We start from the raw sequence: 24,535 nt of genomic DNA on the forward strand, positions 1-24,535 counted from the left end.
GGTTGTGGGCCTGGGGTGTTGGCTCGTTATCTGCAACCTCGATAGTGAGCGCGGTACCCGGGAGTGATAGGAAAGCCCCCCTTACGACGTTGCGCTTTCTGCCTCTTCTAACACTTCCATGGCGTCTAATAATTTCCCTTCCAATTCGTCGTGCTGTTTCTTCAGGCGCGCTTGGTCACCGAGCAAGCCGTTCATTTCGTTCTTTCGATTTGGGTCCGTATATAACGCTTCATCGCCTAAAGCGGCTTCCACGGCTAGCAGTTTTTCGCTGCACTGGCCTAGCTGTTGTTCTAACTGGTCTACCTGTTTTTTTAGTGGCCGTAGCTGCTGACGTAGCTGGGCGGCTTGCTGGCGACGGGCTTTGGCATCTTGCCCATCGCTGGGTTTTTCTTCTTTCACTGGTTTGCCGTCGCGGCGGTGTTGTTGCAGCCAGCGAGCGTAATCGTCCAGGTCGCCATCGAAATGGCTGACACTGCCGTTGGCCACAAGGTAGAAGTCGTCCACGGTGGTTTCCAGCAGGTGGCGATCGTGGGAGACCATCACTACCGCGCCTTCGAAAGCTTGCAGGGCCAGTGTCAGCGCTTCGCGCATGTCCAGATCCAGGTGGTTGGCCGGTTCATCCAGCAGCAGCAAGGCGGGTTTTTGTTGAACGATCATGGCCAGAGCCAGGCGCGCTTTTTCACCTCCGGAAAAACGCCCGATGGACGCGAATACGTCATTGCCTTGAAACCCGAAGCGGCCCAGTTCGCTGCGTAATTCTGATTCGCTCCACTGAGGGTAGAAGCGCGACAGCATCTGGTATGGGGTGTCGTTGGCGTCCAAACGATCCACCTGTTGCTGGTGGAAGTAACCAATTTTCAGGTCGTCGTTTTTTTCAAAATGCCCGCCCAAGGTGGGCAGTTCGCCGACCAAGGTGCGTACCAGTGTTGATTTGCCCGCCCCATTGGGGCCCAGCAGGCCGATGCGGCTTTCCGGCCGCAGGCTCAGGGTGACTTGATCGAGAATCACGGTATCTATGCCGTCATTGCGATAGCCGCACTGCACCGCATCCAGGTTTTCCATAGGGTTGGGCAGTTTTTCTGGCTGGTGGAAATCAAAACTGAAGCCGGAATCCACATGGGCGGGGGCGATCAGTTCTAGCTTTTCCAGCGCTTTTACCCGGCTCTGGGCCTGCTTGGCTTTGCTGGCTTTTGCCTTGAAGCGGGTAATAAATTTCTGCAAGTGGGCTACTTGGGTTTGTTGCTTGTCGTGCATTTTTTGCTGCAGCGCCAGTTTCTCGGCACGTTCACGCTCGAAGTCAGAATAACCACCGGTGTATTGCTTCAGGCTATTGTGCTCGATGTGCAGAATTTGGGTGACGATGGCATCCAGAAAGGCGCGGTCGTGGGAGATAACGAGTAGTGCTCCGGGCTGCTGAACCAGATAGCTCTGCAGCCAGAGTATGGCATCCAGATCCAGGTGGTTAGTGGGCTCATCGAGAAGCAACAGGTCGGCATCGCTTATCAGTACCTGGGCTAGGTTAAGGCGCATGCGCCAGCCGCCGGAAAAACTGGAGACCGGTTGTTGTTGTTGGGCTTCACTAAAGCCGAGGCCGGCTAGCAAGATGGCCGCGTTGGCTGGTTGTTGCCAGGCATGCAAGGCATCCAGCTCGCCGTGGGCCAGAGCAATGGCATGGTTATCGCCGGCCTGTTCCGCTTTGGCCAGTTTGCGTTCCGCGGTGCGTAGGCCATGGTGGCCGTCGAGAACATAGTCGATGGCGGGCTGATCCAGCGCCGGGACTTCTTGGGCCATCATGGCCAAGCGCCAGTCGGCTGGGCAGTTAATGTTGCCGCCATCGCTCTCTAGTTCGCCCATGATAAGCTTAAATAGCGAACTCTTGCCGCTGCCGTTGCGGCCCACCAAGCCTACGCGCCAGCCCTTGTGTAGGACCAGGTTGGCGTCTTCCAGCAGCAAGTCGGGACCGCGGCGAAGGTTGATATGTTCAAGAGACAGCATGGTAAGCCTATTTGTGCCTGAAAACGGTGGCCTGCGTGCAGTGAAAGACATGCAGGAAACCGGCGCAGTGTAAGCGATGGCCTGTTTAAGCACCAACCTGCCCGAGGGCGGTAAATCAGGGGATGCCAGTGAGTAATAAAATAAAAACGGATCTGTGGCGTTTTGCGCTGGGGTGCTGGCAGGACAAGGCATTCGAGAATGGCTGCCTGCATTTGCAGGATGAATATCAAGTTCCGGTGTCATTACTGCTGTGTGGGTTATGGCTGGCGGAGGCGGGAAAGCAGCCGGATGCCCGAACCGGCCGGCGGTTGGCAGAAGTGGCCGAGCAATTCGAAGCGGATTATCTGCGCCCTTTGCGCGCGGTGCGCCGCAAGGCTGGGCAGGATGACCGGTTGCCCGAGTTCAAACGCCAACTCCAGCAAGTGGAGCTGGAAGGTGAGCGTTGGTTGCTGACTACCTTGCCCGCTTTGTGCGATAACCTGCTACCGGCAGGCAAATCGGTAGACCCGCTGAGCTGGTTATTGGTGTTGGTGCCGGAAATGGCTCAGTGCGAAGGGTTGCAGAGCGCACTTTGCCGATTGGTTGAGTTGAAAGTTTAAAACCGTGGATTCAGGTGTGATGGTGCGGCGGGAGCGTTAACGATTTGGCACACATTTCAGACGCTCTTTTGAACGTTCAACTTTGAACTTTCCCCCCTCCGCTGCCATCCTGTCTTCCCTCGTTTTATCTGGACCTCGCCCCATGACCACCGATCTCGACTTCGACCGTGACCATCTCTGGCACCCTTATACCTCCACCTCCAAACCGCTGCCCACATTTCCCGTGGCTAGTGCCAAAGGGGTACGGTTAATGCTGGAGGATGGCCGCGAGCTGGTGGACGGTATGTCGTCTTGGTGGGCGGCGGTGCATGGCTATAACCATCCCGTGCTGAATCAGGCAGCCAAGGATCAAATCGACCGCATGGCCCATGTGATGTTTGGCGGATTGACCCACGAACCGGCGGTGGAACTGGGGAAAAAACTGGTTGATCTAACGCCCGAGCCGTTGGAAAAAGTGTTTCTTGCCGATAGCGGTTCGGTGTCTGTGGAAGTGGCGATTAAGATGGCGCTGCAGTATTGGTTGAGTCAGGGGTATGCCGGGAAGGACAAATTGCTGGCCCTGCGTAACGGTTATCACGGCGATACCTTTGGCGCCATGGCTGCCTGTGATCCGGTCAACGGCATGCACTCGCTATTCAGTGGTGTGCTGGCCAAGCACTATTTTGCGGAGGCGCCGCAGTGCCCCTACGACAGTGATTTTAATACGGCGGACTTGGATTCCATTCAGCACATGTTGGCGGAGCATCACCAGGAAATTGCCGCGGTGATTCTGGAGCCTGTCGTGCAGGGCGCCGGCGGTATGCGTATCTACCATCCGACTTATTTGAAAGCGGTGCGCGCGCTGTGTGATGAGTACGGTGTGCTGCTGATCTTTGATGAAATCGCCACCGGTTTCGGCCGCACAGGCAAGCTTTTTGCTCTGGAGCATGCGGATGTATGCCCGGATATCCTTTGTTTGGGCAAGGCGATTACCGGCGGCTACATGACCTTGGCAGCCACGTTATGCACCCGCCAGGTGGCCGCAGGCATTTGTGAAGGTGAGGCGGGCGTATTGATGCACGGCCCCACTTTTATGGGCAATCCGTTGGCCTGCGCCGTGGCGAATGCCAGCATTCAGCTGTTGCTGGATTCCGGCTGGCAGCAAAAAGTGGCCGCTATCGAAGCTCAGCTCAAAGACGAACTGATGCCGTTGAAGGCGTTGCCTACGGTGGCCGATACCCGGGTGCTGGGTGCCATTGGCGTGATGGAAATGAAGGAGTCTGTCGCCATGGAGCAGGTGCAGGCGCGTTTTGTTGAGTTGGGTGTGTGGATTCGTCCATTCGGCAAGCTGGTCTACATCATGCCGCCATTCGTCATTGAAGCGGATGATTTGAGCAAGCTAACTGGCGCGATGCGGGATTTGGCTGAACAGAAATAACGGCAAGCTTGGATGAAGGAATCGGAAACATTCCAGGTTTTTTTCTTTTGAACCTTTCACGTTGAAGGTTCAAATGAATCTGGCGGGCCGTGTGGTGATCGCGCAGACAGCGAGTCTGGCCGGCACATACCGTTGAGTATCGTGCAGGGTTACCAGGAAGGGGATTTTCAGGCTGAACAGAAATTGACGCTGCGCTTCGTAGATTTTCGTGCGGGTACGGGCCTGGTTGGCGACGACGGCGGTAGCCGGGTGTTAGCGCCACACTTTGCAGGATGCGGGTGGTGGGGGCGGTGGCGCGGATATCAATGCTGGTCTTGCAGTAAGCCTCTTTTCTGTTTGCGACCAGAATCACTAAGCGCGATATGTGGGGTTTATTCAGGGAGTCGCTGCCCCTCCGATAGGCGACTCTGTGCGCTGTTTATACAGTTTCTGTATGGTTATTTCGCATGATTCTAGCTCACCCGGAATGCCGGCTGGAGCATGGTCGAACGAAAGTGAGCTGTGCTCTCGAACTTGGCATTACCGCAAAAGTGGCAAAAGTCATGTAAATTGTGATCGTATTTTGCTCTCATCGGGAACTCGATCCTGTGAAGAGGCTCAATATAGGGGGAATTCGGCATTATGCGCTTCGGGCTCATTATTACCGTGCTGTTGGTAGCGGTGCTTACGGCACTGTTTACTGTGCCGTTAGGTGGAGGCAAACCTCTACTGGACTGGCAACATGTTGAGCGGAATTGGCAACAGCCGGAAAAACTGTTCGATGGCAAAGTGTCGCCTTGGCTGGGAAAAAAGGACGAGACTGAGCTGTATCGCTGGCGTGACCCGGGTGGAAACTGGCAGTATGGCCAAATTCCACCGCCGGGAGTGTCGGTGGACCCCATTACAGTGAAGGCTCCAAGCACGATCAGCGCGGAAGAGATGCGCGGTGGCAAGGGGCTTGAGACACAACAGAAACAATAATCGTAGGCCAATTGGAGGCAGAATGAAGAAATTGGGAATCGTGCTGGCGGGTACCGTCTTGCTGGCAGCCTGTGGTCAGGACAATGCAGAAGTAAAAACGGATGACCAAAAGGCGTCCTACGCACTGGGTTTTCGCAGTGCAGAGCAAATGCGCAGCCTAGAGAGCCTGGATCTGGATGCCATGGTCGCTGGCCTACGTGATGGTATTGACGAGAAGGGTGAATCCCGTCTCGGTGACGAAGATCTGGATCAACTGATCCGCGATTTTCAGGGGCGCATGATCGCGGCTCAGCAGGAAAAACTGGAAGAAAAGGCTGGCGAGAACATGGAAGCCAGCGAAAAATTCCTGGCTGACAATGCCGAGCGTGAAGGTGTTACCGTCACCGAGAGCGGCCTGCAATACGAAGTGTTGGCTTCGGGTGAAGAGGGTGCGCCGTCTCCGACCCTGGAAGACACCGTGGAAGTCCACTATCACGGAACTCTGCCCGATGGCACGGTGTTTGACAGCTCTATCGAGCGCGACAAGCCGGCCACATTCGGTCTGCAGCAGATCATCCCAGGTTGGCAAGAAGCATTACCCATGATGAAGGAAGGCGACAAGTGGAAAGTCGTCCTGCCGCCGTCTTTGGGCTATGGTGAGCAAGGCGCCGGTGGCGACATTGGCCCTAACCAGGTGCTGATTTTCGAAATCGAGCTTCTGGATGTGAAAGGCAGTGGTGATGACGCGGAATAAACCCCGCCGTTTCACGCTTCATCAAAAAGGGCGCCTTCGGGCGCCCTTTTTGATGAAATGCCGAGGAACATTCAACGTTAAAATGCAACGAATAGGTGAAGAGAGCCTACACCGTTGAATTCAAACGGCGCGCGATTTTTTATAAATCCGCGGCGGGTCTGAAGGTTACGGGCGAAGCCCTAAACAAAGTCGTGTTGCAACATCTCCACCCCGCGGTTCAACGTTCAACTCGCAATATATCCTTTATTAATGTGTGGCCTGTTGGTAAGGGGGATCTTGCTGATGGATGCTGAGGATCAGCTGGTCTTCCAGTGCAAAGCGTTCTTCTAGGGTTTCCATCAGCGCACTGATGCGTTCTGGTAGCACATCTCGTTGCGCCAAACACTGGTCTGGGTGCTCAAAATCTTCGTTGAAGGCAAGAGCTGCATCAGTGGAGCGGTCCAGCTTGGCCAAAATCTGCCGGGTCAGTGTCGGGTTGTCTCGCTGGAAATGCCGGGCTTCATTGACTAGCTCTCGGTATACCTCGAAGTAACCTGCGCTGATGTAATCCATCAACAGTTGGCAAAAGCGTTGAACCTGACGGTGTATGGGTTGTGGGTTATCGTTGGGTTGGACTGCAGAAAGCCCTTTCAAGCCCTGCATAGTGCAGAGCAGCACAATCAGCTGCTGGCGTTCATCCAGCCAAGCCTGAACCAGTGCTTCGATACGTTGCCATTGAGCCAGTGCTGCAGATGTTGAACTCGCCATTGTATTCCCTCCTTAGTGAATGGCTGAGACTGCCTTAGGCCGGTAAGCAGTGAATAGCTCGGCGGCCGATGGTTTTGATTCTTCAGCAGGGCTATTGAGACTAGGACGGGGTGAGATGGTGGGGCAATGGGCAGAAAGTGACCTTTTTGATGGGCGAGCTCAAATTGGCGAAAAAACAGCCTAACGTCAGCCACTTGCGGGCAAAGACGGATTTCTTATAAGGCGGGTATTTTTAGTGCTTTGTAACAGCGGTATGTAACGTAAAGCGCGCGTGCAGGCTGTGGGGTTGTTTACAAGTATTGCGCCACCCAGGGCCAAAGCCAGGGGAGGGCGATGGCCGTCACTAGCCCACACAAGCCCAGCGCCAGGCCCGCGAAGGCCCCGGCTTTCTCACCGTATTCGAAGGCGCGGGCGGTGCCGATGGCGTGGGCAACTAGCCCTAGCGCAAACCCCTTCACCCGATGGTCCGTGACCCTGAGCAATCGAAAGATGGGGCCGGCGCTGAGTGCGCCGACGATGCCGGTAATGGCCACAGCGCCAGCTGCTAGCGACACATACCCTCCCGTGGACTTCACCACTTCAACAGCAATCGGAGTGGTGATGGATTTAGGTGCCAGCGAGCCCACAACTTCAGGTGGTGCACCCAGCCACCAGGCCAAGCCTACGGCAATGGCGGCAGAGAGAGTGGCGCCGAAGACCGTGGCTACTAGAATGGGCTTGAGCACGCTGCGCACGGTGTGTAACTGCCGGTATAGCGGCCAGGCCAGGGCGACAGTGGCTGGGCCTAGCAAGAAAGAAATCATCTGGGTTTGTTCGCGGTATTCCTCGTAGTCTACGTTGACCAACGGCAGCACAATAATTACTGGAATGGATGCCACAAGAAACGGGTGAAAAATGGGCAGGCTGTTGCTGCGCCCGTATACCCACAGTGCAAAACGGTAGCTGGCCAAGGTTAATAGCAGGCCAAACAACGGCGTATGTACCAGTTCGGCCAGGTTATCTAAATTAGCCAGCATGGTCGTCTCCATGGGGCTTGTTACTGGCTTCCTGGTGTTTGCCGCCGAGCAGTTTTTTCAACATGAATGTGATCACAATCATGCTGAGAATGGTCCCCAACACTACGGCAACGCCTAGCGCCAGCGCATAGTCTTCATAGCGGTGCCATTGCAGCACGATACCTACTCCGAGCGGAAAAATCAGCAGGCTGATGTGTTTGATCAGGCCACCGGCGGCAGGCGCTACCCGCTGGGTATAGGGGGCGTTCAACAGCAATGCCAACAATAGCAGTACCATGCCGACCACAGAGGCAGGCAAGGGGATGCCGGTGAGGCGAATAATGACCTCACCGAAAAACTGGAACAGTAAGAGAATCAGCAAGCCATCAATCATGGCGGGCTCAGCGGGTCAGGGGGCGGAACATCTGAATCAGGCCGACGAGCAGCAGCCCAGCAAACACCACCATGGACCAGCCTGGCAAGCTCAGCCCCAGAAAGGACCAATCCATTTCGGCGCATTCGCCGGAGCCGGCCAGCACTTGCTGAAGCACATTCTGCAGAGGGAAAACCTCTAGCATGTAATCCAGGCCGGGGCCGCAGGCAGGCACCTGATCGGCGGGCAGATTCTGCAGCCAAATGTGACGAGCGGCGACTGCACCGCCGCCAAGGGCCGCTAGGGTGGTCAGGGCACCATAGATGCGCACGCCAATGTTCTTCGGGCCATGCAGGCTGGCGATGAGCAGAATCACGGCCCCGGCGATCACGCCGACGCGTTGAAAAATACACAGCGGGCAGGGCTCGAGCCCATCTACATGCTGCAGATAGAGCGCCCCGACAATGGCCGCGAGACAGGCCAGAAAAGCGAGAGCATTAAGCGGGCGTGGAGCAGGAATAATGGACGACATGGGCGGCTCTTTTCGTCGAGGGATCGGCGAAGGGTAGGCAAAAGCGGCGGTGGCAGCAAGGGGCTTTTCGATAGCCCGTTAACGCAGGGCGCCCGGTGCATGAAGAGATGCTTGCGCTCCACGGCTGCGGTCTTCGCCTGCAAGCATTGTTTTCCACGCAAGAGGTCAGAGTGAGTCTGGACTCTTTTGCGGGAGCGGCGTCAGGCTTTCTTGGTGCTTTCTTGCCTGCAGGTTTCAGCCACACCAGGCATCACTTCCGGTTTAGAGACATGCCGCTGTTGCACGGTTTACATAGCGCGCGAGTCCGCATTCTTTTTGTGCAAAAGCAGCAGGCGCGATTCTACTGAGGTATTAACGGTGGGCTGTACAGCGGAGTGGGTCGCAATGCAATGTCATGTTGATTGCTGGCGGCGGGTGAGGTGGCCGGCGGCCGACTTCCGCCCTACGGTTGATACATAGGGCGGATTCGGATCTCGAGGGAGCTAATCGTGGAAGTAATCCGCTAGATATTCCTCGAAGGATTGCTGATCGGCGGCTTCGCCTGCGGCTTGTTCGGCCAAGCTGTCGGCGGCCAGCGCTTCCAGCTGCTGGTTGGTGGCGTCGCAACGCTGACCGGACAGGAAATGATCGCGGTGGGCCAAGGCCTGCTCCATGGCGAACTGGAAAAAGCCCTGATTACGGCTCTCCAGTTGTTCCAAAATCTGTGCAGACGGAGTGGCACTGGGGTTGTCGACTTTTTCCTGTTGGTGCGCCAGCGCCTCGGCATAGTTGTTGCCGCCGTGGGCGCGATCAAACAACTCGGCGATGGGCTGCATTTGCGTCAGTTTTTCTGATGCCCAGTTTTTTAGGCTCACCGACTTGCCCCAGTTGTATAGCTGGATGTCGGTATTTCGACCGTCGTAAACCACCTTGCGCAGGTTTTCCTTGCTGGCATGCAGGTCGCATTTTTCCAGTTGCGGTGATTCGCGCAGCAGGCAATAGGTGGCAAACAGATCCAAGAACCGGATTTCTTGTTGGTTGATGCCCACCGGCTCGAACGGGTTTAAATCCAACGCACGGATTTCAATGTACTCCACGCCGCGTTCTTGCAGCGCTGTAGTGGGGCGCTCGCCGGGTTTGATGGTGCGTTTCGGGCGGATCGACGAGTAGTACTCGTTTTCGATTTGCAGAATATTGGCGTTGAGTTGCTGATACTTCACGTTGCCATCGGCGTCGGTGACTTTAACGCCCATTTTTTCGTAGGCCGGCTCCGGGGTGTTGATGGCATGAGTGAGTGTGCTGACGTATTCATCCAGATTGTTGTAGCTAATCGCCAGCGATGATTGGGCGTTGTTCTGGTAGCCCAGGTCGCTCATACGCAGGCTGGTGGCCTGGGGGCGATACAGGGAGTGATCGAAGCGCTCCAGCAAGTCGTGCTCGCGCCCGGCCAGGAAAGAAGCACACAGCGCGGGTGAGGCCCCGAACAGATAGACCAGCAACCAGGAATAGCGCTGGAAGTTGCGTGTTAGGTCGAAATAGCGACGGGAAATGTAATCCTGTAATGGGGCGTTATCACCTTCCAGTTGCTGGTTCAGTTTCCAAAATGCGTCCGGGTAGGAAAAGTTGTAATGAATTCCGGCAATGGTTTGCATCTTGCGACCGTAGCGGTGGCCGAGCCCTTCTCTGTACACCGTTTTCATACGGCCCACGTTGGAGCTTCCATATTGCGCTACGGGTACGTCGCTGTCTTTGCCGATCATGCAGGGCATGGAATTCACCCACAGCACTTCATCGCCGATATGGCTGTACACATAGCGGTGCAGTTGCTCGAGAAATTCAATGGGCTTGTGCAGCTCGGTACTCGGGGGCGTAATAAATTCCAGCAGGGCTTCAGAATAATCCGTGGTGATGTACGGATGCGTTAGCGCAGAGCCCAAGGCACGAGGATGTGGCGTTTGCGCCAGGGTGCCATCGGTGGTGATGCGCAGGCTTTCTTTTTCGATGCCACGACGGATGCCGGCCAAGGTGGCTGCGGCATCTGCATTCAGCAGGGCATGAATTCGCTGTTCAAGATGCTTCATGGTTGGGACCTGTCGTGCGACCAGTCAGATAAGGGACCGGCCGCGGGTGTGACGGAATTCCGACAATCATGGGGCAATAGAATGACGCTGAGAAGTCGCTCCACTCAGGAGCGCTTCTTGCTGTCTTTCTTCTGCTTCTCTTCCTTAGCTTTGGCAAATAGGTCGGCGAAGGTGCCGCCGCCGCCCTGGGGCTGGCCGCCAGCGCGTTGAGCTCCACCATTACCACCGCCACGGCGTGGGTTATTGCCTTTGTTTGCTTGGTTGGCGCGGTTGCTGGTGGGGCGTTGGCCGCTGGGTTTCTCCGTGGGTTGATCGCCCATGCGCATGGTCAGGCTGATGCGTTTGCGGTCTAGATCCACGTCCAGCACTTTCACTTTAACGATATCGCCGGGGGCGACCACTTGGTGCGGATCTTCCACGAATTTGTCGGCCAGTGCGGATACGTGCACCAGTCCGTCCTGATGAACACCCACATCTACAAAGGCGCCGAAGTTGGTCACGTTGGTGACGGTGCCTTCGAGGATCATGTTTTGCTTGAGATCCTTGAGGGTTTCCACCCCTTCCTTGAGAACCGCGGCTTTGAATTCCGGGCGCGGATCGCGGCCGGGTTTTTCTAATTCACTGAGAATGTCGGTGACGGTGGGTAAGCCGAAGTTATCGTCGGTGAAGTCGGCAGCGTTGACCTTCTTCAGGAACGGCACATCACCCACTAGATCCTTTAGGGGGCGGCCATGCTGCTCGGCAATTCTTTCCACCACCGGGTAGGCTTCTGGGTGAACCGAGGAGCGGTCCAGCGGGTTTTCGCCGTTCATGATGCGCAAGAAACCAGCGGCTTGCTCAAAGGTCTTGTCGCCTAGGCGCGGCACCAGTTTCAGGTTGGCGCGGCTGGCAAAGGCGCCGTTCTTCTCTCGAAACGAAACGATGTTGCCGGCGATGGTGCTGTTAAGGCCGGCAATACGGGCCAGCAAGGGGGCGCTGGCGGTGTTCACATCCACGCCCACCGAGTTCACGCAGTCTTCCACCACGGTATCCAGTGAGCGGGACAATTTTACCTGGCTTACGTCATGCTGGTACTGGCCAACACCGATGGCTTTCGGATCGATTTTTACCAACTCGGCTAGTGGGTCTTGCAGGCGGCGGGCAATGGATACCGCGCCACGGAAAGACACGTCTAGTTCTGGGAATTCCAGGGCCGCCATTTCCGAGGCAGAGTAGACCGAGGCGCCGGCTTCAGAAACGATAATTTTTTGGATCGGCTGATCCTTGAGCAATTTCACCACTTCGCCGGCCAGCTTGTCGGTTTCCCGGCTAGCAGTGCCGTTGCCGATGGCGATCAATTCCACGCCATGCTGTTTGCTCAGCGCAGTCAGCTTACTGAGGGACTGATCCCACTGCTTCTTTGGCTGGTGAGGGAAGATGGTGGTGTGTTCCAGCAGCTTTCCGGTGGCATCCACGACAACCACTTTCACGCCGGTACGCAGGCCAGGGTCCAGGCCCATGGTGCATTTAGGGCCGGCGGGGGAGGCCATCAACAAGCTTTTCAGGTTACGAGCGAAAACCTGAATGGCTTCCTCTTCACCCATTTCACGCACTCGGCCCAGTAATTCGGTTTCCAGATGAGTGTTGAGTTTGATCTTCCAGGTCCAGCGCATCACTTCTTTGAGCCAATCATCGGCGGCCCGGCCGGCGTGCTGCCAGTCCGCTACGGCAGTGACCATGGCTTCGCAGGGATGCGGTTGAGCATTTTCCAACTCTTCCGGCAGCACCATTGAGACATGCAAAATGCCCTCATTACGGCCCCGAAACAGGGCCAGTGCGCGGTGGCTGGGGATCCCTTTGAGGGTTTCGCTGTGATCAAAATAGTCACTGAACTTGGCGCCGTCTTTTTCCTTGCCTTCCACCACTTTGGCCTGAATTTGGCCTTTGTCCCAGAGGAAGGTGCGCAGGCGGGTGAGCAGCTCGGCATCTTCAGCGAAACGCTCCATGAGGATCTGTTTGGCACCGTCCAAGGCGTCCTTGGCGGTGGCAATCTTGTGTTCCTCGTTCAAGTAACCGGCGGCTAGTGCTTCCGGGTCCTGGGTAGGATCATCTATTAGGCTGTTAGCCAGCGGTTCCAGGCCAGCTTCGCGGGCAATCTGGGCGCGGGTACGGCGCTTGGGCTTGTAGGGCAGGTAGAGATCTTCCAGCCGGGTCTTGGTGTCGGCAGCCTTGATGGCTTTTTCCAGTTCAGGGGTAAGCTTTTCCTGTTCGGTGATGCTCTTCAGGATGGTCTCGCGGCGTTCTTCCATCTCGCGCAGATAACGCAGCCGTTCTTCCAGGTTGCGCAGCTGGGTGTCGTCCAGCCCGCCGGTCACCTCTTTGCGGTAACGGGCGATAAAGGGGACGGTGGAACCTTCGTCGAGCAGGGCAACGGCAGCGTTGACCTGGCGTTCCTGGCAACCGATTTCTTCGGCAATAATCTGTTCGATACTACGCATGATATATCCTGACGGCGTACGGTCTGCAAGCGTGCTGCGTGCAAGCGCTCTTTAAATACAAAACGACCGGAATCATAGGGAATGAATCCGGTCGTTGATAGATTGACTTGTAAAAGCGGCTGTGGCTGCGGTGAAGGTCATGGACACTTGGTCAGTGCGGGTTATGGCCCGCAGACGATCACTTAGGCCAGAGCTTCATTGATTTTGGCGACCAGTTCCGCTTCCTGCGGCGGCTTCACCACATAACCGAAGGCGCCTTGCCGTTCGCCCCAAACCTTGTCCGTTTCCTGATCTTTAGTGGTTACCAGAATTATCGGGATGCTCTCGGTGACAGGGTCGCGGGTTATCTTTCGGGTTGCCTGGAAGCCGTTTAGCTCCGGCATAACCACATCCATAAGGATCAAATCGGGGTGTTCCTGTTTGGCTTTTTCAATTCCTTCCATGCCGTTGCTGGCAGTAACGACATCATGGCCCTGGCCTTGGACAATCTTAACCAGATTGCTCCGCTGGGTTGGGGAATCGTCCACCACAAGAATTTTGGCCATGCTGCTCTCCTCAAGCCGGTATTGATCCCATCGGCTGTTTTTTATATATGTCTCGACCCAATCGCGAATCATACCAGTGGCGGCTTAAAAGGTAAGCTGTCGAATTATGGCACATGTGTGCCGCTTAGCGTCGCGAGGGGGCAGCAAGCGGTAACAGTTCGCCGCTGTGCGCCCAGTATACTCGGGTGTGACTTGTGCTTGCGTTGTCATCTCGTCAGCGTGTGAGCGCTGCGCCGTCCCCATAGCAGGATCGGTAGCACAATCAGGCCCGTCACCAGGGTCCAGCGGGCCAGGGACCAGAAGCTGTTGGCCAGGGCTTCGCCGTGATGCCCCACCAGTGGGGCGAATGAGGCAATGGTAAGGCTGCCCAGCCCCGTTATTAGCAGCCAGTACAGCGCCAATGCCTGGGTCTGTTGGCGACGACGGAATAGGCTCCACAGGAAGGCCAGACCCAAGCCAAGCATTAGCAACCAGAGCACGCCGGCGGGGGCGATCAGCTGCAGGTTAGCGTGTTCGCTGGCCACTGATTTGAGCAGTGGCAGACAGGCAAACACTTTTAGTAGCAGGGTGGGCCCTAGTAGCATCGCCCACCATAGGTTGCCGCCTAGGCCTTGCGGGCCGGGTTGTTGGCGATAATGGATAGGATCAAAGCGCCAAGCGCGCTGTAGCAGGTTGGGCCAATGGCGTGGTGCTAGATGTTGGCTGAGCCCTTGGAAACGATCGCGCTGTTCTTCGATCAGCATAAGCATGGCGGGCACGACTAGCAGAATCAGCCCGGTGCCGAACAGTAGCCCGAACACCAGGCTCACCGCCATGGGTTTGAGAAACTGGGCTTGCAAGGAGCTTTCGAACAGAATCGGGGTGAGCCCGGCCACGGTGGTAATGGAGGTGAGCAACACTGCACGTAAACGGCGCACACAGGCTTCGGTGATTGCTTGGAAACGTTCCATGCCTTCCGCCACCAGTTGTTGGTAAAAGCTCACCAGAACAATGGAGTCGTTAACGATAATGCCGGACAGACCAAATAGTCCCATGGCCGAGAACATGGAAAATTTGATTCCAAACGGGGCGGTGAAAATATGCCCGATGACCGCACCGGTGAGGCCGAAGAAGATCGCTGTCATGATCGCTAGCGGCCAGGAATAGGAGCTGAACACCCAGGCCAGCACGATATAGATAATGGCTAGGCCAACCAGGGCGCCGGTGGCCAGATCTTGCAGGTTTTCGGCTTGTTCTTGCAGTTTGCCTTCGTAGCCAACGCCGATGCCATATCGGCTCTTCAGCTCCGGGAGAATGCCGTCGTTGAGTATGGCGATGATTTCGTTGGCGTTGCCCTGTTCCGGGTCTAGGTCTGCGTATACGGTCACTGCCAGCTCGCCGTTAACCCGGCGTAGCAGATCGACCCCCTTGCGGGCGTCAAAAGTGACAACGTCGCGCAGAGGAATGGCTTCACCCTGACTGGTGATGATCGGTAGGCGTTCAATGGCGCTGAAGCGGCGACGTTCGCTGTCGGGCAGCATCACACGCACTTCTACTTCGTCATCGTCTTCGTTGTAAAGTTGAGCCAAGCTGCCGTCGAAGGCCGCCCGTAGCTGGGTGGCTACCTCACTGAGAGTTAGTCCTAGGGCGCGGCCCTGGGCGGTCAGTTCGAATGTCAGTTGTTCCTTACCGTAGGGCAAGTCGTCATCCACGTTGCTGACGCCAGAGAATTCGTCTAGGCGTTCCTGCAAGGTGAGGGATGCTGCTTTCAGGGTGGCGGCATCACTGCCGGTGAGTTTCACCTCAATGGGTTTGCCTGGAGGGCCCGCTTGTGGCTGGGAGATAGTAAGACGATCCAAGCCCGCGGGCATGGAAAGTTTTTCACGCCAGGCCTGCATCAGTTCGTCGTTGGAGATTTCTCGATCCGAGCCGGTATAAACCTCGGCGACCAGAGTGCCGTATTCATCACCGAATTGGTCCTGTCGGCCACCGATATTGGCGAAGCCTGCGGCGGCGCCATGGTGTCTGATAATAGTGTGGACCAGATGCCCACCCAGTTCTTCGTTGGTCTCTTCCAGGGTGTGTTCCAGCTCGGCAAGGAAGGTGTTCACCTGTTGCTTGTCGGTACCGGAGGAAAATTCCACTACGGCACGCAACTGGTCGCCGTCCACCGGCGGGAAAAAAGTGAATTTGAGCCAACCGGTAGCCACCAGAGACAGTGCCATGATAAAGGCACATATGGCGGACACGCTGACCAGTTTGCGGTGTTTGATCGACCATTCTACCAAAGGGCGGAAGCGCTCATCACGGAAGCGGTTGAAGCCGACGTCGATACGTTCGCGCAGGCCGCTAGCCTTTACCTCTATACCGCGGAAGCTGTGGTGTAAGTGCCCGGGCAGAACCAGGAAGCATTCCATCAGTGAGGCAAGGATCACACAAATCATGACGAAGGGGATGTCGAAGGCAATTTTGCCCATGGCGCCGCCCATCATGCCCAGCGGCAGGAAGGCGGCAATGGTGGTCGTCGACGAGGCCACCACCGGCCAGAACATGCGCCGTGCGCCCCCCAGGGCCGCGCGCTGGGCGGATTCCCCTTGCTGCAGATGGGTGAGCGTGTCTTCGCCCACCACAATGGCGTCATCCACAATCAAGCCAAGAGCCAAAATCAGGCCGAATAGGCTGATCATGTTGATGGTGCCGCCGAACACCCAAAGGATGCCCAGGGTGGCCATGAACGACACAGGAATGCCCACGGTCACCCACCAGGCCACCCGGGCGTTGAGGAAGAAATAGAGGGTGAGAATGACCAGTATTAGTCCGGAGATGCCATTCCATAACAGGGTGGATATGCGCTCTTGTACGTGTTTCCAGGCTTCGAAGTAGAACGTCATTTTGACGCCCTGGGGCAGCGAGTGTTTGTGCTCTGCTCCCCAGGTGCGGACCTTTTCTGCCAGGTCGAGCATGTCGTCGTCTTCGCCGCGCATCACTTGTAGCTCAATGGCGGGGTTGCCTTCGAAGGTGAGCGTTGCTTGGTCATCCCGGGGACGTCGTTCGATGATGGCTACGTCGCCTAAGGTTAGCTGCTGGCCGTCGGCGGTGGTAATCAGAGGGAGTTCGGCAAACGTCTTTTCATCACGGCGTTGGCCCAGAGCACGCAGCTGCTTGGCGGCGTCGTCACGGCCCACTGTGCCGGCGGGGGTGTCTTGGCTGAAGCTACGTACTTTATCGCCGATTTGCCCGAGGGTCATGCCCAAGTCATGGAGGGTGCTGGTGGGTACCTGGATGGCCATTTCTTCTTCGGGAAGGCCGATGAATTCAACTTTGCCGACGCCTAGCGCCAGCAGTTCGTCTTCCATTTCCCGCACCAGTGGGCGGAGTTCTTCTCGGCTGCCGTTTTCTGTGGAGACTAGAATCGAGGTGACCGGTGAATAACGGGTGATTTTCTGGATTACCGGGCGTTCCGCATCTTGTGGCAGGTTGCGGATGGAGTCGATGCGTTGACGTACTTCGTCTAGGGCTAGGCCCAGGTCGCTGCCGTCTTCCAGTTCGATAAAGATAGCGCTGGCGCCTTGCTGGGAGCGGGCGATAAATTTACGGGTGTTGGGTAAGGTTTTTAGGGCCTGCTCAACGGGGATGGTGATGGAGCGCTGCACATCTTCCGGGCTGGCACCGCGCCAGGGGATGGTCACGGTGACATATTCAAAGTCGAAGTCGGGGAATAGCTGGGTGTTAAGCCGGGTTAGGCCTAGCACCCCGAGCATGATCATCAGCACCATCAGCAGATTGGAGGCAACTTTGTGTTCGGTAAAGCTGGCAATCAGGCCTCGCGACTCATTCACTGTCGCTGCCCTCGCTGTTCTGCTCTGTTGCGTTCACTGGGGGTGGGGGGCTCTCGCCACCTGTATCTAGACTGTTTTGGGTACTGGTATCGGCATTACTGCCGGGTACAGGCTGTGCGTCCACTGCTAGGCCGACGATGGCCTGGGGCAATTGGGTTGTCATAATGCGTTCGCCGCCTTGCAAAGCATCGGCACGCAGCAATAAACGGGGCTCTTCACTATCAATTGCTTCACCGACGATTTCAGCGGACACTCGCTGCAGGCGGTTATTACTGTCGATACGATAGAGTCGATCAAGCCCGTGCAGAGCAGTGGCAGGCAGGGCCAGCAGCTGCGGCTGCGCGGGGAGTGTCAGGGTAATGGTCAATGGACGGCCCAGGGCCGCGGTGGGTGCACCTTTGGCTCCGTCGCCGCTGAAGGCAAAAAGGCCATCGATACCACCGCGAGCGTCGGCGGCATCCCCGGCCAGCCGTTTCAGTTTGAGGGGCAAGGTATAGCCTTCCAGCTGGGTGCTGGCGGATAGGTCTCCGTCGATCAAACCTTTACGGACTGCGGGCAAATAGCGATCGGGAATCTGCGCGCGGACTTCCAGTTCGGTGTCTGCAAACAGTTTGATAAGGGGCTCGCCAGGGCGAACCCGCTCGCCGGGGGCCACACTTACCTGAGTCACGGTGCCATCGAAAGGGGCATTGACGGTGGTGCGGGCCAGATCAATTTGTGCCTGCTTAAATTGAGCTTCGGCGCTGGCTAGCCGGGCCTTCATGCGAGCGAGCTCATTACCAAAATCGCTGACACTGAGCTGGCGCAGGCTGAGTGACAGGTCTGCTCGTGCTTGCGCTTCTTCGGCTTGGTCTAACTGGGTCTGGGCTACCAGCTTACGCTCACGTAAGGTTCGGATACGCTCCAGATTGTCGGCGGCCAACTTGGCCAGTTTCTTTTCCAGCTCCAGATTATTTTTGTCACTTTGGTGGCGCAGTCGAGAGGTTTCTAGCTGGGCTGCGGCTTCGTCGCGGGCAGCCTTGGCGCGATCTCGGGCTAGGGCTGCCTCGGTATCGTCCAGTTGGATCAGTACTTGACCCTTCGAGACTCGATGGCCGGCACGTACGGGGATACTGTCTACATTAGCGGTGACCACAGCGGTCAGGCTGGCGGCTCGGGGGGATTGAACCCGTCCTAACAATTGAATTTGCGGAGAACGTGCCTGCGGATCGGCTAGCTCAAAGCGTACCCTGGCATTGTTGTCGGCCACGTCGCGAGTGGGGGCCGAGGGCTTGAGTACGGCAAGTAAAATAATCGCTAGAACGGTGCCCAGAATAACGCGGGCAACCGGGGGAGTTCGTTTCAGGCGGTCTCGCAAGGGAATTCCTTTATCGATAATAATTCTCAGCCAGGTATTTTAGCGTTTTCTTATAAGAGTTCCTAATTCGCGGCCTCTACCTTCATCGTTGGCAATGTTTTTATACAATCTCTTCGTGTCATTTTCTTGCACGTTCGGGCCACAAAGCGTAAATCAGGGGCAGTGAAACCTTCGGAGGCGCCGTGAGCGAACAACAAGACAAGATTCTAGTCGTGGATGACGATGCGCGACTGCGCAGCCTGTTGCAACGTTTTCTTGAAGAGGCGGGCTATACGGTGAAGGCCGTGGGGGATGCCGAGCAGATGGACCGAGCCTTGTCTCGTGAGCTGTATTCTCTAATGGTCTTGGATTTAATGCTACCGGGAGAGGACGGATTGTCCATATGCCGGCGTCTGCGCGAAGCTGAAAATATCATGCCGATCATTATGCTCACCGCCAAGGGCGATGATGCAGAGCGCATTGAGGGGCTCGATGCCGGGGCCGATGACTATCTGCCTAAGCCGTTCAACCCCAAGGAGCTGGATGCCCGTATCCGTGCGGTTTTGCGTCGGCATGTGCGAGAGTTGCCCGGTGCACCGAGTAAGGAAGAAGGGTCGGTGACGTTTGGCCCTTGGCTGCTTGATCTGGGCAACCGCACGCTAACCCGTGACGGTGACCCACAGAGCTTGACCACGGGTGAATTCGCCGTGCTTAAGGCGCTGTTGCAGAACCCTCGTGAGCCGCTGACTCGGGACAAACTGATGAGCTTGGCCCGTGGCCGTGAGTGGTCTGCTATGGAGCGCTCCATTGACGTGCAGGTATCACGCTTGCGCCGCCTACTGGAAGACGATCCTTCTAAGCCCCGCTACATCCAGACCGTATGGGGTGTGGGGTATGTATTTGTACCTGATTGAACGTGCCGGACCTTGACGCCGGAGGCCTGACGCTTAAAGTCGGAGGGTCTTTTTTTGTCTGGCGTTCAGCGTCTAGCTTCTGGCGGTTTATCAATGACACTCTATCCCCGTACTGCCTTTGTCCGCTCCGCTGTTGTGGTGGGGCTGGTAATTGGTATTAGTCAGGCGTTGACGCTGTTGTTCTTCGCCCGTAATGCCTACCTGCCTGGCATTCGTGAATATGCTCGCCTGACAGTTTTGCAGGCAGAGTTGACCTTTGATACCCCGCGGGCATTAGCGGATCAGGACCTGGCCGATCGGCTGGGCCGTGCCTCTGGTATTACGGTGGCCATTCCAGAAGAACTGCACGATGGCATCATGCTGCTGTCGCGTCCGGTGGTGGGGCGTTTTCAGGAAGAGCTGGAAAGTATGCTCGAAGAGCCTGTGACGGTGCGACTGGGGGACAGCCGCCAACCTGTTCTGTGGGTCAATGCGCCGTCGTTTGGCAAGCAGTGGGTGCGCGTGCCTATGGCGTTCTTCCGGGATTACGATCGCTACCTGTTGTTGGGCTGGGGGGTGACGGTGCCGTTACTCGCGATTATCGGTGGCTTGCTGATTGCCAGGGGGCTGAATTTACCGTTGCGCCGGCTGGCCAAAGTGGCTCTGAAAGTGGGGCGTGGAGAAGCGGTGCCAGTATTGGATACCACCACTGGGACGGAAGAGATTCAGGCGGTAAATAGCGCCTTTAACCGAATGGCCCGTGATTTACAGCATGCCCAGCGAGATCGAGCATTGTTGTTGGCCGGGGTGTCCCATGATTTGCGTACGCCACTCACGCGCCTGCGTTTATCCGCAGAATTCATGCAGGACGAAGAGTTGGCAAAAGGCATTATCGAGGACATTGAGGATATGGACGCGATCCTGGATCAGTTTATTTCCTTTATCCGTGACGGTGCCGATGAGCAGCCGGATTTTGAGAATTTGAATGACTTGATTCAGGAAGTGGCCGGTAAGTATTCGCCGGAACAATTGCGGTTTGAACTAGAAGACTTACCCCGGCTTATGCTCAAGCGCCTAACCATAAAGCGGATGCTGGCTAATCTGGTGGGCAATGCGTTTAAGTACGGCGCCTCACCAGTAGAGGTGCGCACCGCTGTTGCCGAGAACAAGGTGCTATTAACGGTGCGTGATCATGGCCGCGGTGTCCGCGAAGAGGATATCCCGTTGCTGCTGCAACCATTTTCCCGAGGTGAAAAGGCTCGCACCTTGAGTGGCAGTGGTTTGGGCCTTGCCATCGTGAAACGGATTGTGGATATGCACCACGGTGAAATCCGTTTAGCCAACCATCCTCATGGTGGACTATTGGTTGAAGTGCGGTTTCCGGTAACCGGAAAGTTTGTGCAACCGGAACCCTTGTCTGCGGGCGTGAGATAAGGAGCCTTGTTACCTGCTAACCACAGATGCCTTTATTGATTGAGTCATCAAAGGTGCGGGGAGCTCGGCTTGGCGCTGAGAGCAGTGATGATGACCTTCCTTCAGGGACCCTCCTGCCAGAAATACAGTCGCTGGCCGATGGCCAAAGCTATTCTTACCTACCTAGGTGCCTAGCGCATCGGACGCGTTATGGTTGGGCCAGCCTCGATTAGTCAGTCTCGCTGAATGCACTAAGCAGGGTTAGTACCTCTTGGTCTGGGAAGCCGTCGGCGACCATACCGTTGGCTTGCTGGAAACGGCCGATGGCCTTGCGGGTGCTTGGGCCCATCAGGCCATCTTCTTCACCCGCATCGAAGCCTTTTTCGTTCAGGGTGTGCTGTACCCGGGTAACTTGTTCTCGGGTTAGGCGTGGGGCAGGTACCGGTGCTTGGGCCAGCTCGCCGCCACCGGCGATGCGGTCAGCTAGCCGCCCCACGGCAATGGCGTAAGACTCTGAGCGGTTCCAGCCCATGATCACGCGGAAATTCTGGTAGGCAAGGAAAGCCGGGCCATTATGGCCGGAAGGCACAATCACAGCGGCCTGCATGTCTGCCTGTGGCAACGGTTGGCCATTGGGCATGGTGATGCCCATGTCAGCCCAGTCGCTCAGAGAGCGCTGGTGGCTGAACCCGGTGAGTTGGTAGTCGAAGGATTTAGGTAGGCGCACTTCACGCCCCCAGCGTTGTTCGCGTTCCCAGCCGAGTCCTTGCAGAAAATTGGCGGCTGAAGCCAGCGCGTCATCGGTGGACTTCCACAAATTGCGTTTTCCGTCACCATCATGGTCCACCGCGTAGCGTAGGAATACCGCGGGCATGAATTGGGTCTGGCCCATGGCGCCTGCCCAGGAGCCTTCCATTTGCTTGGCTTCAGCGTCGCCGGCCTGAATGATACGCAGGGCATTGAATAGCTCGCCGGAGAAATACTCTCCACGCCGGCCTTCGCAGGCCAGGGTGCTCAGGGAATCCAGCACCGGAATGCTGCCAAGGAATCCGCCATAGTTGGTTTCCAAGCCCCAAAAAGCCACCAAGTAATGGCCGGGAACACCGTATTCACGGGCCAGCTCTTGCAGTAGGGGTTGTTGCTCCCGGTATTTCTTGCGGCCGGTTTCAATGCGCGTTTCGCTCACCCGGCGGGTGTAATAATCGGAAAAACTGCTGGTGAATTCCGGCTGGCTGCGGTCCAGTTCAATGACCCGCTCGTTCAGCTTTACGGTATTTAAGCTACGGCTTATCACCTGGGCGGGGATGCCTTCCTCATGGGCCTGGGCGCGTAATTGGGCCATGCATTGTTCAAACTCGGCCTTATCCAGGGCATAGCTGGCATGGCTGGCGAGCAGAGTGCTACCGGCAAACAGGGTGGCGCGAATCGAGGGCATGAGGTCTCCACCGTCATAGGGAATCGGTCAGGATAATGCGTCACAAAGCATAACGCTGTTGCTGCTCAGTTGTGGCAACAAAACTGAAAAAAGAGGAAAAACGGTTTCTTGACGGTGCGCTCTCGCCGCAATGACAGCGGCAAATAAAAGGTGCAGACTTTTGTTTTCGCCACGGCTTCAAGCAAGGAGGGCCTGTGAAGCATCAGTATGCTGTGATCGGTTTGGGCAGTTTTGGTTCGACCATTGCGCAGGAGCTTACCCGCTTGGGCCATGATGTGATGGGGGTGGATATCGATGGGGAACGGGTGGAGTGTTATGCCGACAAATTGTCACAGACTCTGATTGCCGACGGTACCAATGACAAGGTGATTGCCGAGCTGGAGATGACGGCTTTTGATGCGGTTGTGGTGGCCATTGGTGAGAACCTGGAGGCCAGCATTCTTACTACTTTAGCGTTAAAAAGTGCGGAGGTGGAGCAGGTGTGGGTGAAAGCGATCAGCGAGCCTCACCACCGGATCTTGTCGCGGCTGGGCGCCAACCGGATCATTCATCCTGAGCATGAAATGGGTATTCGGGTTGCCCAGACTATCGTTCACCCGGAAATGCTCGACTATATCTCCTTAGGGAATGACTGGTTGGTGGTTGAGGTCAAGGTGGATAAGCGATTTGCGGGCAAGGCCGCGTCTGAATTGCCTTTGGGCGATGATGAGCTGCGCTTGGCGCTAGTCAAGCGAGGGACCCAGGTCTGGCAGTCGCCCTTTGAAGACTTACTGTTGCAAGAGAGGGATCAGTTGGTGCTGATGGGCACATTGAACGACCTGCTGCGGTTTTCTAAAGCGCAATGAGGCCCTGGTTCGCTCGCCGGCTCGGGGCGCCCCGTTCCCATACCCACAAGCCTCTAGTGTCACCGCCAGCGGCGCTGGCCGGCAGTTTTCTTCTGTTGATTGTGCTGGGCTCTTTGTTGCTTAAGTTGCCCATGGCGACCCATTCCCCGATTAGTTGGTTGCAGGCGATGTTCACGGCTACTTCGGCGGTGACGGTAACCGGCCTGTCGGTGGTGGAGGTGGGCGGACAATTCACTCTGTTCGGGAAGTGGGTGTTGTTACTGCTGATCGAGGCGGGTGGCATTGGCATTATGACCTTCGCGGCGGCCACTTTGCTGGCCATTGGGCACCGCTTAGGTATTGGCGAGCAGCAGCTCATTCGTGATTGCATGAATTATAGCCGGGTCAGTGATATTGCTTGGCTAATCCGCCGGATTCTGGTCGTGGTTGTGGTGGTGCAGGCGGTGGGCATGGCGTTGCTGATGTGCATCTGGGTGCCTGCGCTGGGCTGGGGAGAAGGGACCTTTCACAGCCTTTTCTATACGGTGTCGGCCTTCAATAATGCCGGCTTTGGCCTTAGTGCCGATAGCCTCACCAGCTGGGGCGGCCACTGGGGTATTGTGCTGGTCATTACCGCCATGATTATTGTCGGGGGGCTGGGCTTTACGGTGCTGGCGGATTTCGGCAAAGGCTGGCGCTGGCGAGGGTTATCGTTGCACAGCAAGCTGATGTTGGTGGGTACAGCGGTGCTGTTGTCGGTAACGTTAGTGTTTTTCATGCTAGCTGAGTGGAATAACCCAGGCACCCTGGGGGGCATGAGCCTCAGCGACAAACTGGCAGCCTCTTGGTTTCATGCGGTAACCCCTCGTACTGCCGGGTTTAATGTGGTGGATGTGCGTGCGTTGTTATTGCCGACCAGTTTGCTTTATCTGCTGCTGATGTTTATCGGTGCGGGCACCAATTCCACCGGTAGCGGGATCAAGGTCACTACCTTTATGGTCTTGTTGTTGGCTACCCGTGCTTTTTTGCGTGGCCGCCCCCTGCCAGTGATTTTTGGCCGGCAGATTTCTTCCACCTTAGTATATAAATCCCTGGCGATTACCTTTATTGGCTGCGGGGTATTGTTCGCGGCCTTGATGGCGTTGTCGGTCACCGATGCGCAATTGGGATTCGAGAATCTTGTGTTCGAAGTGGTGTCTGCCTTTGGCACAGTGGGGTTATCACGGGGTATTACCGATGAGCTGTCTTCCGCGGGCCAGTGGGTGATTATGCTGGTGATGTTTGTGGGGCGGATCGGTCCGTTGACCCTGTCATTTCTGTTGACGCGCCCCCGCCAACCGGTGGTGCGTTATCCGGAGGGCGAGGTTTACATTGGTTAGCGCG

The 24,535-nt window shown here is 56.5% G+C and carries 19 protein-coding genes; 8 read left to right on the top strand and 11 right to left on the bottom strand.

Going from position 1 to position 24,535, the window contains the following annotated elements; translation table 11 throughout:
• Positions 1-81 precede the first annotated feature (81 nt).
• Complete coding sequence (locus ABO_RS01290; RefSeq protein WP_041704685.1) at positions 82-1,995, bottom strand: ATP-binding cassette domain-containing protein; 1,914 nt, start codon at positions 1,993-1,995, stop codon at positions 82-84.
• A gap of 122 nt (positions 1,996-2,117) precedes the next feature.
• Between ABO_RS01290 and ABO_RS01295 the strand changes: the two genes are divergently transcribed.
• From ABO_RS01295 to ABO_RS01310, 4 genes are all read left to right on the top strand, one after another.
• The gene (locus ABO_RS01295) at positions 2,118-2,594 is read left to right on the top strand and encodes a TIGR02444 family protein (RefSeq protein ID WP_011587551.1); all 477 of its coding nucleotides are present in this window, start codon (positions 2,118-2,120) and stop codon (positions 2,592-2,594) included.
• A gap of 142 nt (positions 2,595-2,736) precedes the next feature.
• Positions 2,737-4,011: an adenosylmethionine--8-amino-7-oxononanoate transaminase gene (gene bioA / locus ABO_RS01300; RefSeq protein WP_011587552.1), complete on the top strand. Its 1,275-nt coding sequence runs from the start codon at positions 2,737-2,739 to the stop codon at positions 4,009-4,011.
• 621 nt (positions 4,012-4,632) lie between these two features.
• Complete coding sequence (locus tag ABO_RS01305) at positions 4,633-4,971, top strand: DUF4124 domain-containing protein (RefSeq protein ID WP_011587553.1); 339 nt, start codon at positions 4,633-4,635, stop codon at positions 4,969-4,971.
• 22 nt (positions 4,972-4,993) lie between these two features.
• Positions 4,994-5,704, top strand: coding sequence for an FKBP-type peptidyl-prolyl cis-trans isomerase (locus ABO_RS01310; RefSeq protein ID WP_011587554.1), 711 nt, complete (start codon positions 4,994-4,996; stop codon positions 5,702-5,704).
• A 246-nt stretch (positions 5,705-5,950) separates the two neighbouring features.
• Here the strand turns inward: ABO_RS01310 and rsd are convergent, their stop codons facing one another.
• The 9 genes from rsd to ABO_RS01360 form a co-directional block, all read right to left on the bottom strand.
• A complete protein-coding gene (gene rsd, locus ABO_RS01315) occupies positions 5,951-6,451 on the bottom strand; it encodes a sigma D regulator (RefSeq protein ID WP_011587555.1) in 501 nt (166 codons plus the stop codon).
• A 290-nt stretch (positions 6,452-6,741) separates the two neighbouring features.
• A complete protein-coding gene (locus ABO_RS01320; RefSeq protein WP_035458968.1) occupies positions 6,742-7,467 on the bottom strand; it encodes an LrgB family protein in 726 nt (241 codons plus the stop codon).
• Entirely contained in the window at positions 7,457-7,840 is a 384-nt protein-coding gene (locus ABO_RS01325; RefSeq protein ID WP_011587557.1) for a CidA/LrgA family protein, read from the bottom strand. The genes ABO_RS01320 and ABO_RS01325 overlap by 11 nt, the downstream gene beginning before the upstream one ends.
• Positions 7,841-7,847: 7 nt before the next feature.
• Positions 7,848-8,351, bottom strand: a complete 504-nt coding sequence (locus tag ABO_RS01330) for a disulfide bond formation protein B (RefSeq protein WP_011587558.1) — start codon at positions 8,349-8,351, stop codon at positions 7,848-7,850.
• 482 nt (positions 8,352-8,833) lie between these two features.
• On the bottom strand, positions 8,834-10,411 hold the full coding sequence (gene gshA, locus ABO_RS01340; protein ID WP_011587559.1) for a glutamate--cysteine ligase: 1,578 nt from the start codon (positions 10,409-10,411) through the stop codon (positions 8,834-8,836).
• Positions 10,412-10,515: 104 nt separating this feature from the next.
• The gene (locus ABO_RS01345) at positions 10,516-12,888 is read right to left on the bottom strand and encodes a Tex family protein (RefSeq protein WP_011587560.1); all 2,373 of its coding nucleotides are present in this window, start codon (positions 12,886-12,888) and stop codon (positions 10,516-10,518) included.
• Between the two features lie 182 nt (positions 12,889-13,070).
• A complete protein-coding gene (locus ABO_RS01350; protein ID WP_011587561.1) occupies positions 13,071-13,433 on the bottom strand; it encodes a response regulator in 363 nt (120 codons plus the stop codon).
• A gap of 206 nt (positions 13,434-13,639) precedes the next feature.
• Entirely contained in the window at positions 13,640-17,251 is a 3,612-nt protein-coding gene (locus ABO_RS01355; protein WP_011587562.1) for an efflux RND transporter permease subunit, read from the bottom strand.
• A complete protein-coding gene (locus ABO_RS01360) occupies positions 17,244-18,608 on the bottom strand; it encodes an efflux RND transporter periplasmic adaptor subunit (RefSeq protein WP_011587563.1) in 1,365 nt (454 codons plus the stop codon). Before ABO_RS01360 ends, ABO_RS01355 begins: the two co-directional genes overlap by 8 nt.
• Before the next feature lie 182 nt (positions 18,609-18,790).
• Here ABO_RS01360 and ompR point away from each other — a divergent pair, with 182 nt between their 5' ends.
• Both ompR and ABO_RS01370 read left to right on the top strand, forming a co-directional pair.
• Positions 18,791-19,501 carry an osmolarity response regulator transcription factor OmpR gene (gene ompR, locus ABO_RS01365; RefSeq protein WP_011587564.1) on the top strand — a complete coding sequence of 237 codons (711 nt, stop codon included), beginning with the start codon at positions 18,791-18,793 and terminating at the stop codon, positions 19,499-19,501.
• Between the two features lie 93 nt (positions 19,502-19,594).
• A complete protein-coding gene (locus ABO_RS01370; protein WP_011587565.1) occupies positions 19,595-20,914 on the top strand; it encodes an ATP-binding protein in 1,320 nt (439 codons plus the stop codon).
• A 208-nt stretch (positions 20,915-21,122) separates the two neighbouring features.
• Here the strand turns inward: ABO_RS01370 and ABO_RS01375 are convergent, their stop codons facing one another.
• The gene (locus tag ABO_RS01375) at positions 21,123-22,328 is read right to left on the bottom strand and encodes a lytic murein transglycosylase (protein ID WP_011587566.1); all 1,206 of its coding nucleotides are present in this window, start codon (positions 22,326-22,328) and stop codon (positions 21,123-21,125) included.
• Positions 22,329-22,522: 194 nt separating this feature from the next.
• Here ABO_RS01375 and ABO_RS01380 point away from each other — a divergent pair, with 194 nt between their 5' ends.
• Both ABO_RS01380 and ABO_RS01385 read left to right on the top strand, forming a co-directional pair.
• A complete protein-coding gene (locus tag ABO_RS01380; RefSeq protein ID WP_011587567.1) occupies positions 22,523-23,173 on the top strand; it encodes a potassium channel family protein in 651 nt (216 codons plus the stop codon).
• 56 nt (positions 23,174-23,229) lie between these two features.
• Positions 23,230-24,531: a TrkH family potassium uptake protein gene (locus tag ABO_RS01385; RefSeq protein WP_231483371.1), complete on the top strand. Its 1,302-nt coding sequence runs from the start codon at positions 23,230-23,232 to the stop codon at positions 24,529-24,531.
• The last annotated feature ends 4 nt before the right edge of the window (positions 24,532-24,535 follow it).

Source organism: Alcanivorax borkumensis SK2, assembly GCF_000009365.1.
Lineage (GTDB): Bacteria > Pseudomonadota > Gammaproteobacteria > Pseudomonadales > Alcanivoracaceae > Alcanivorax > Alcanivorax borkumensis.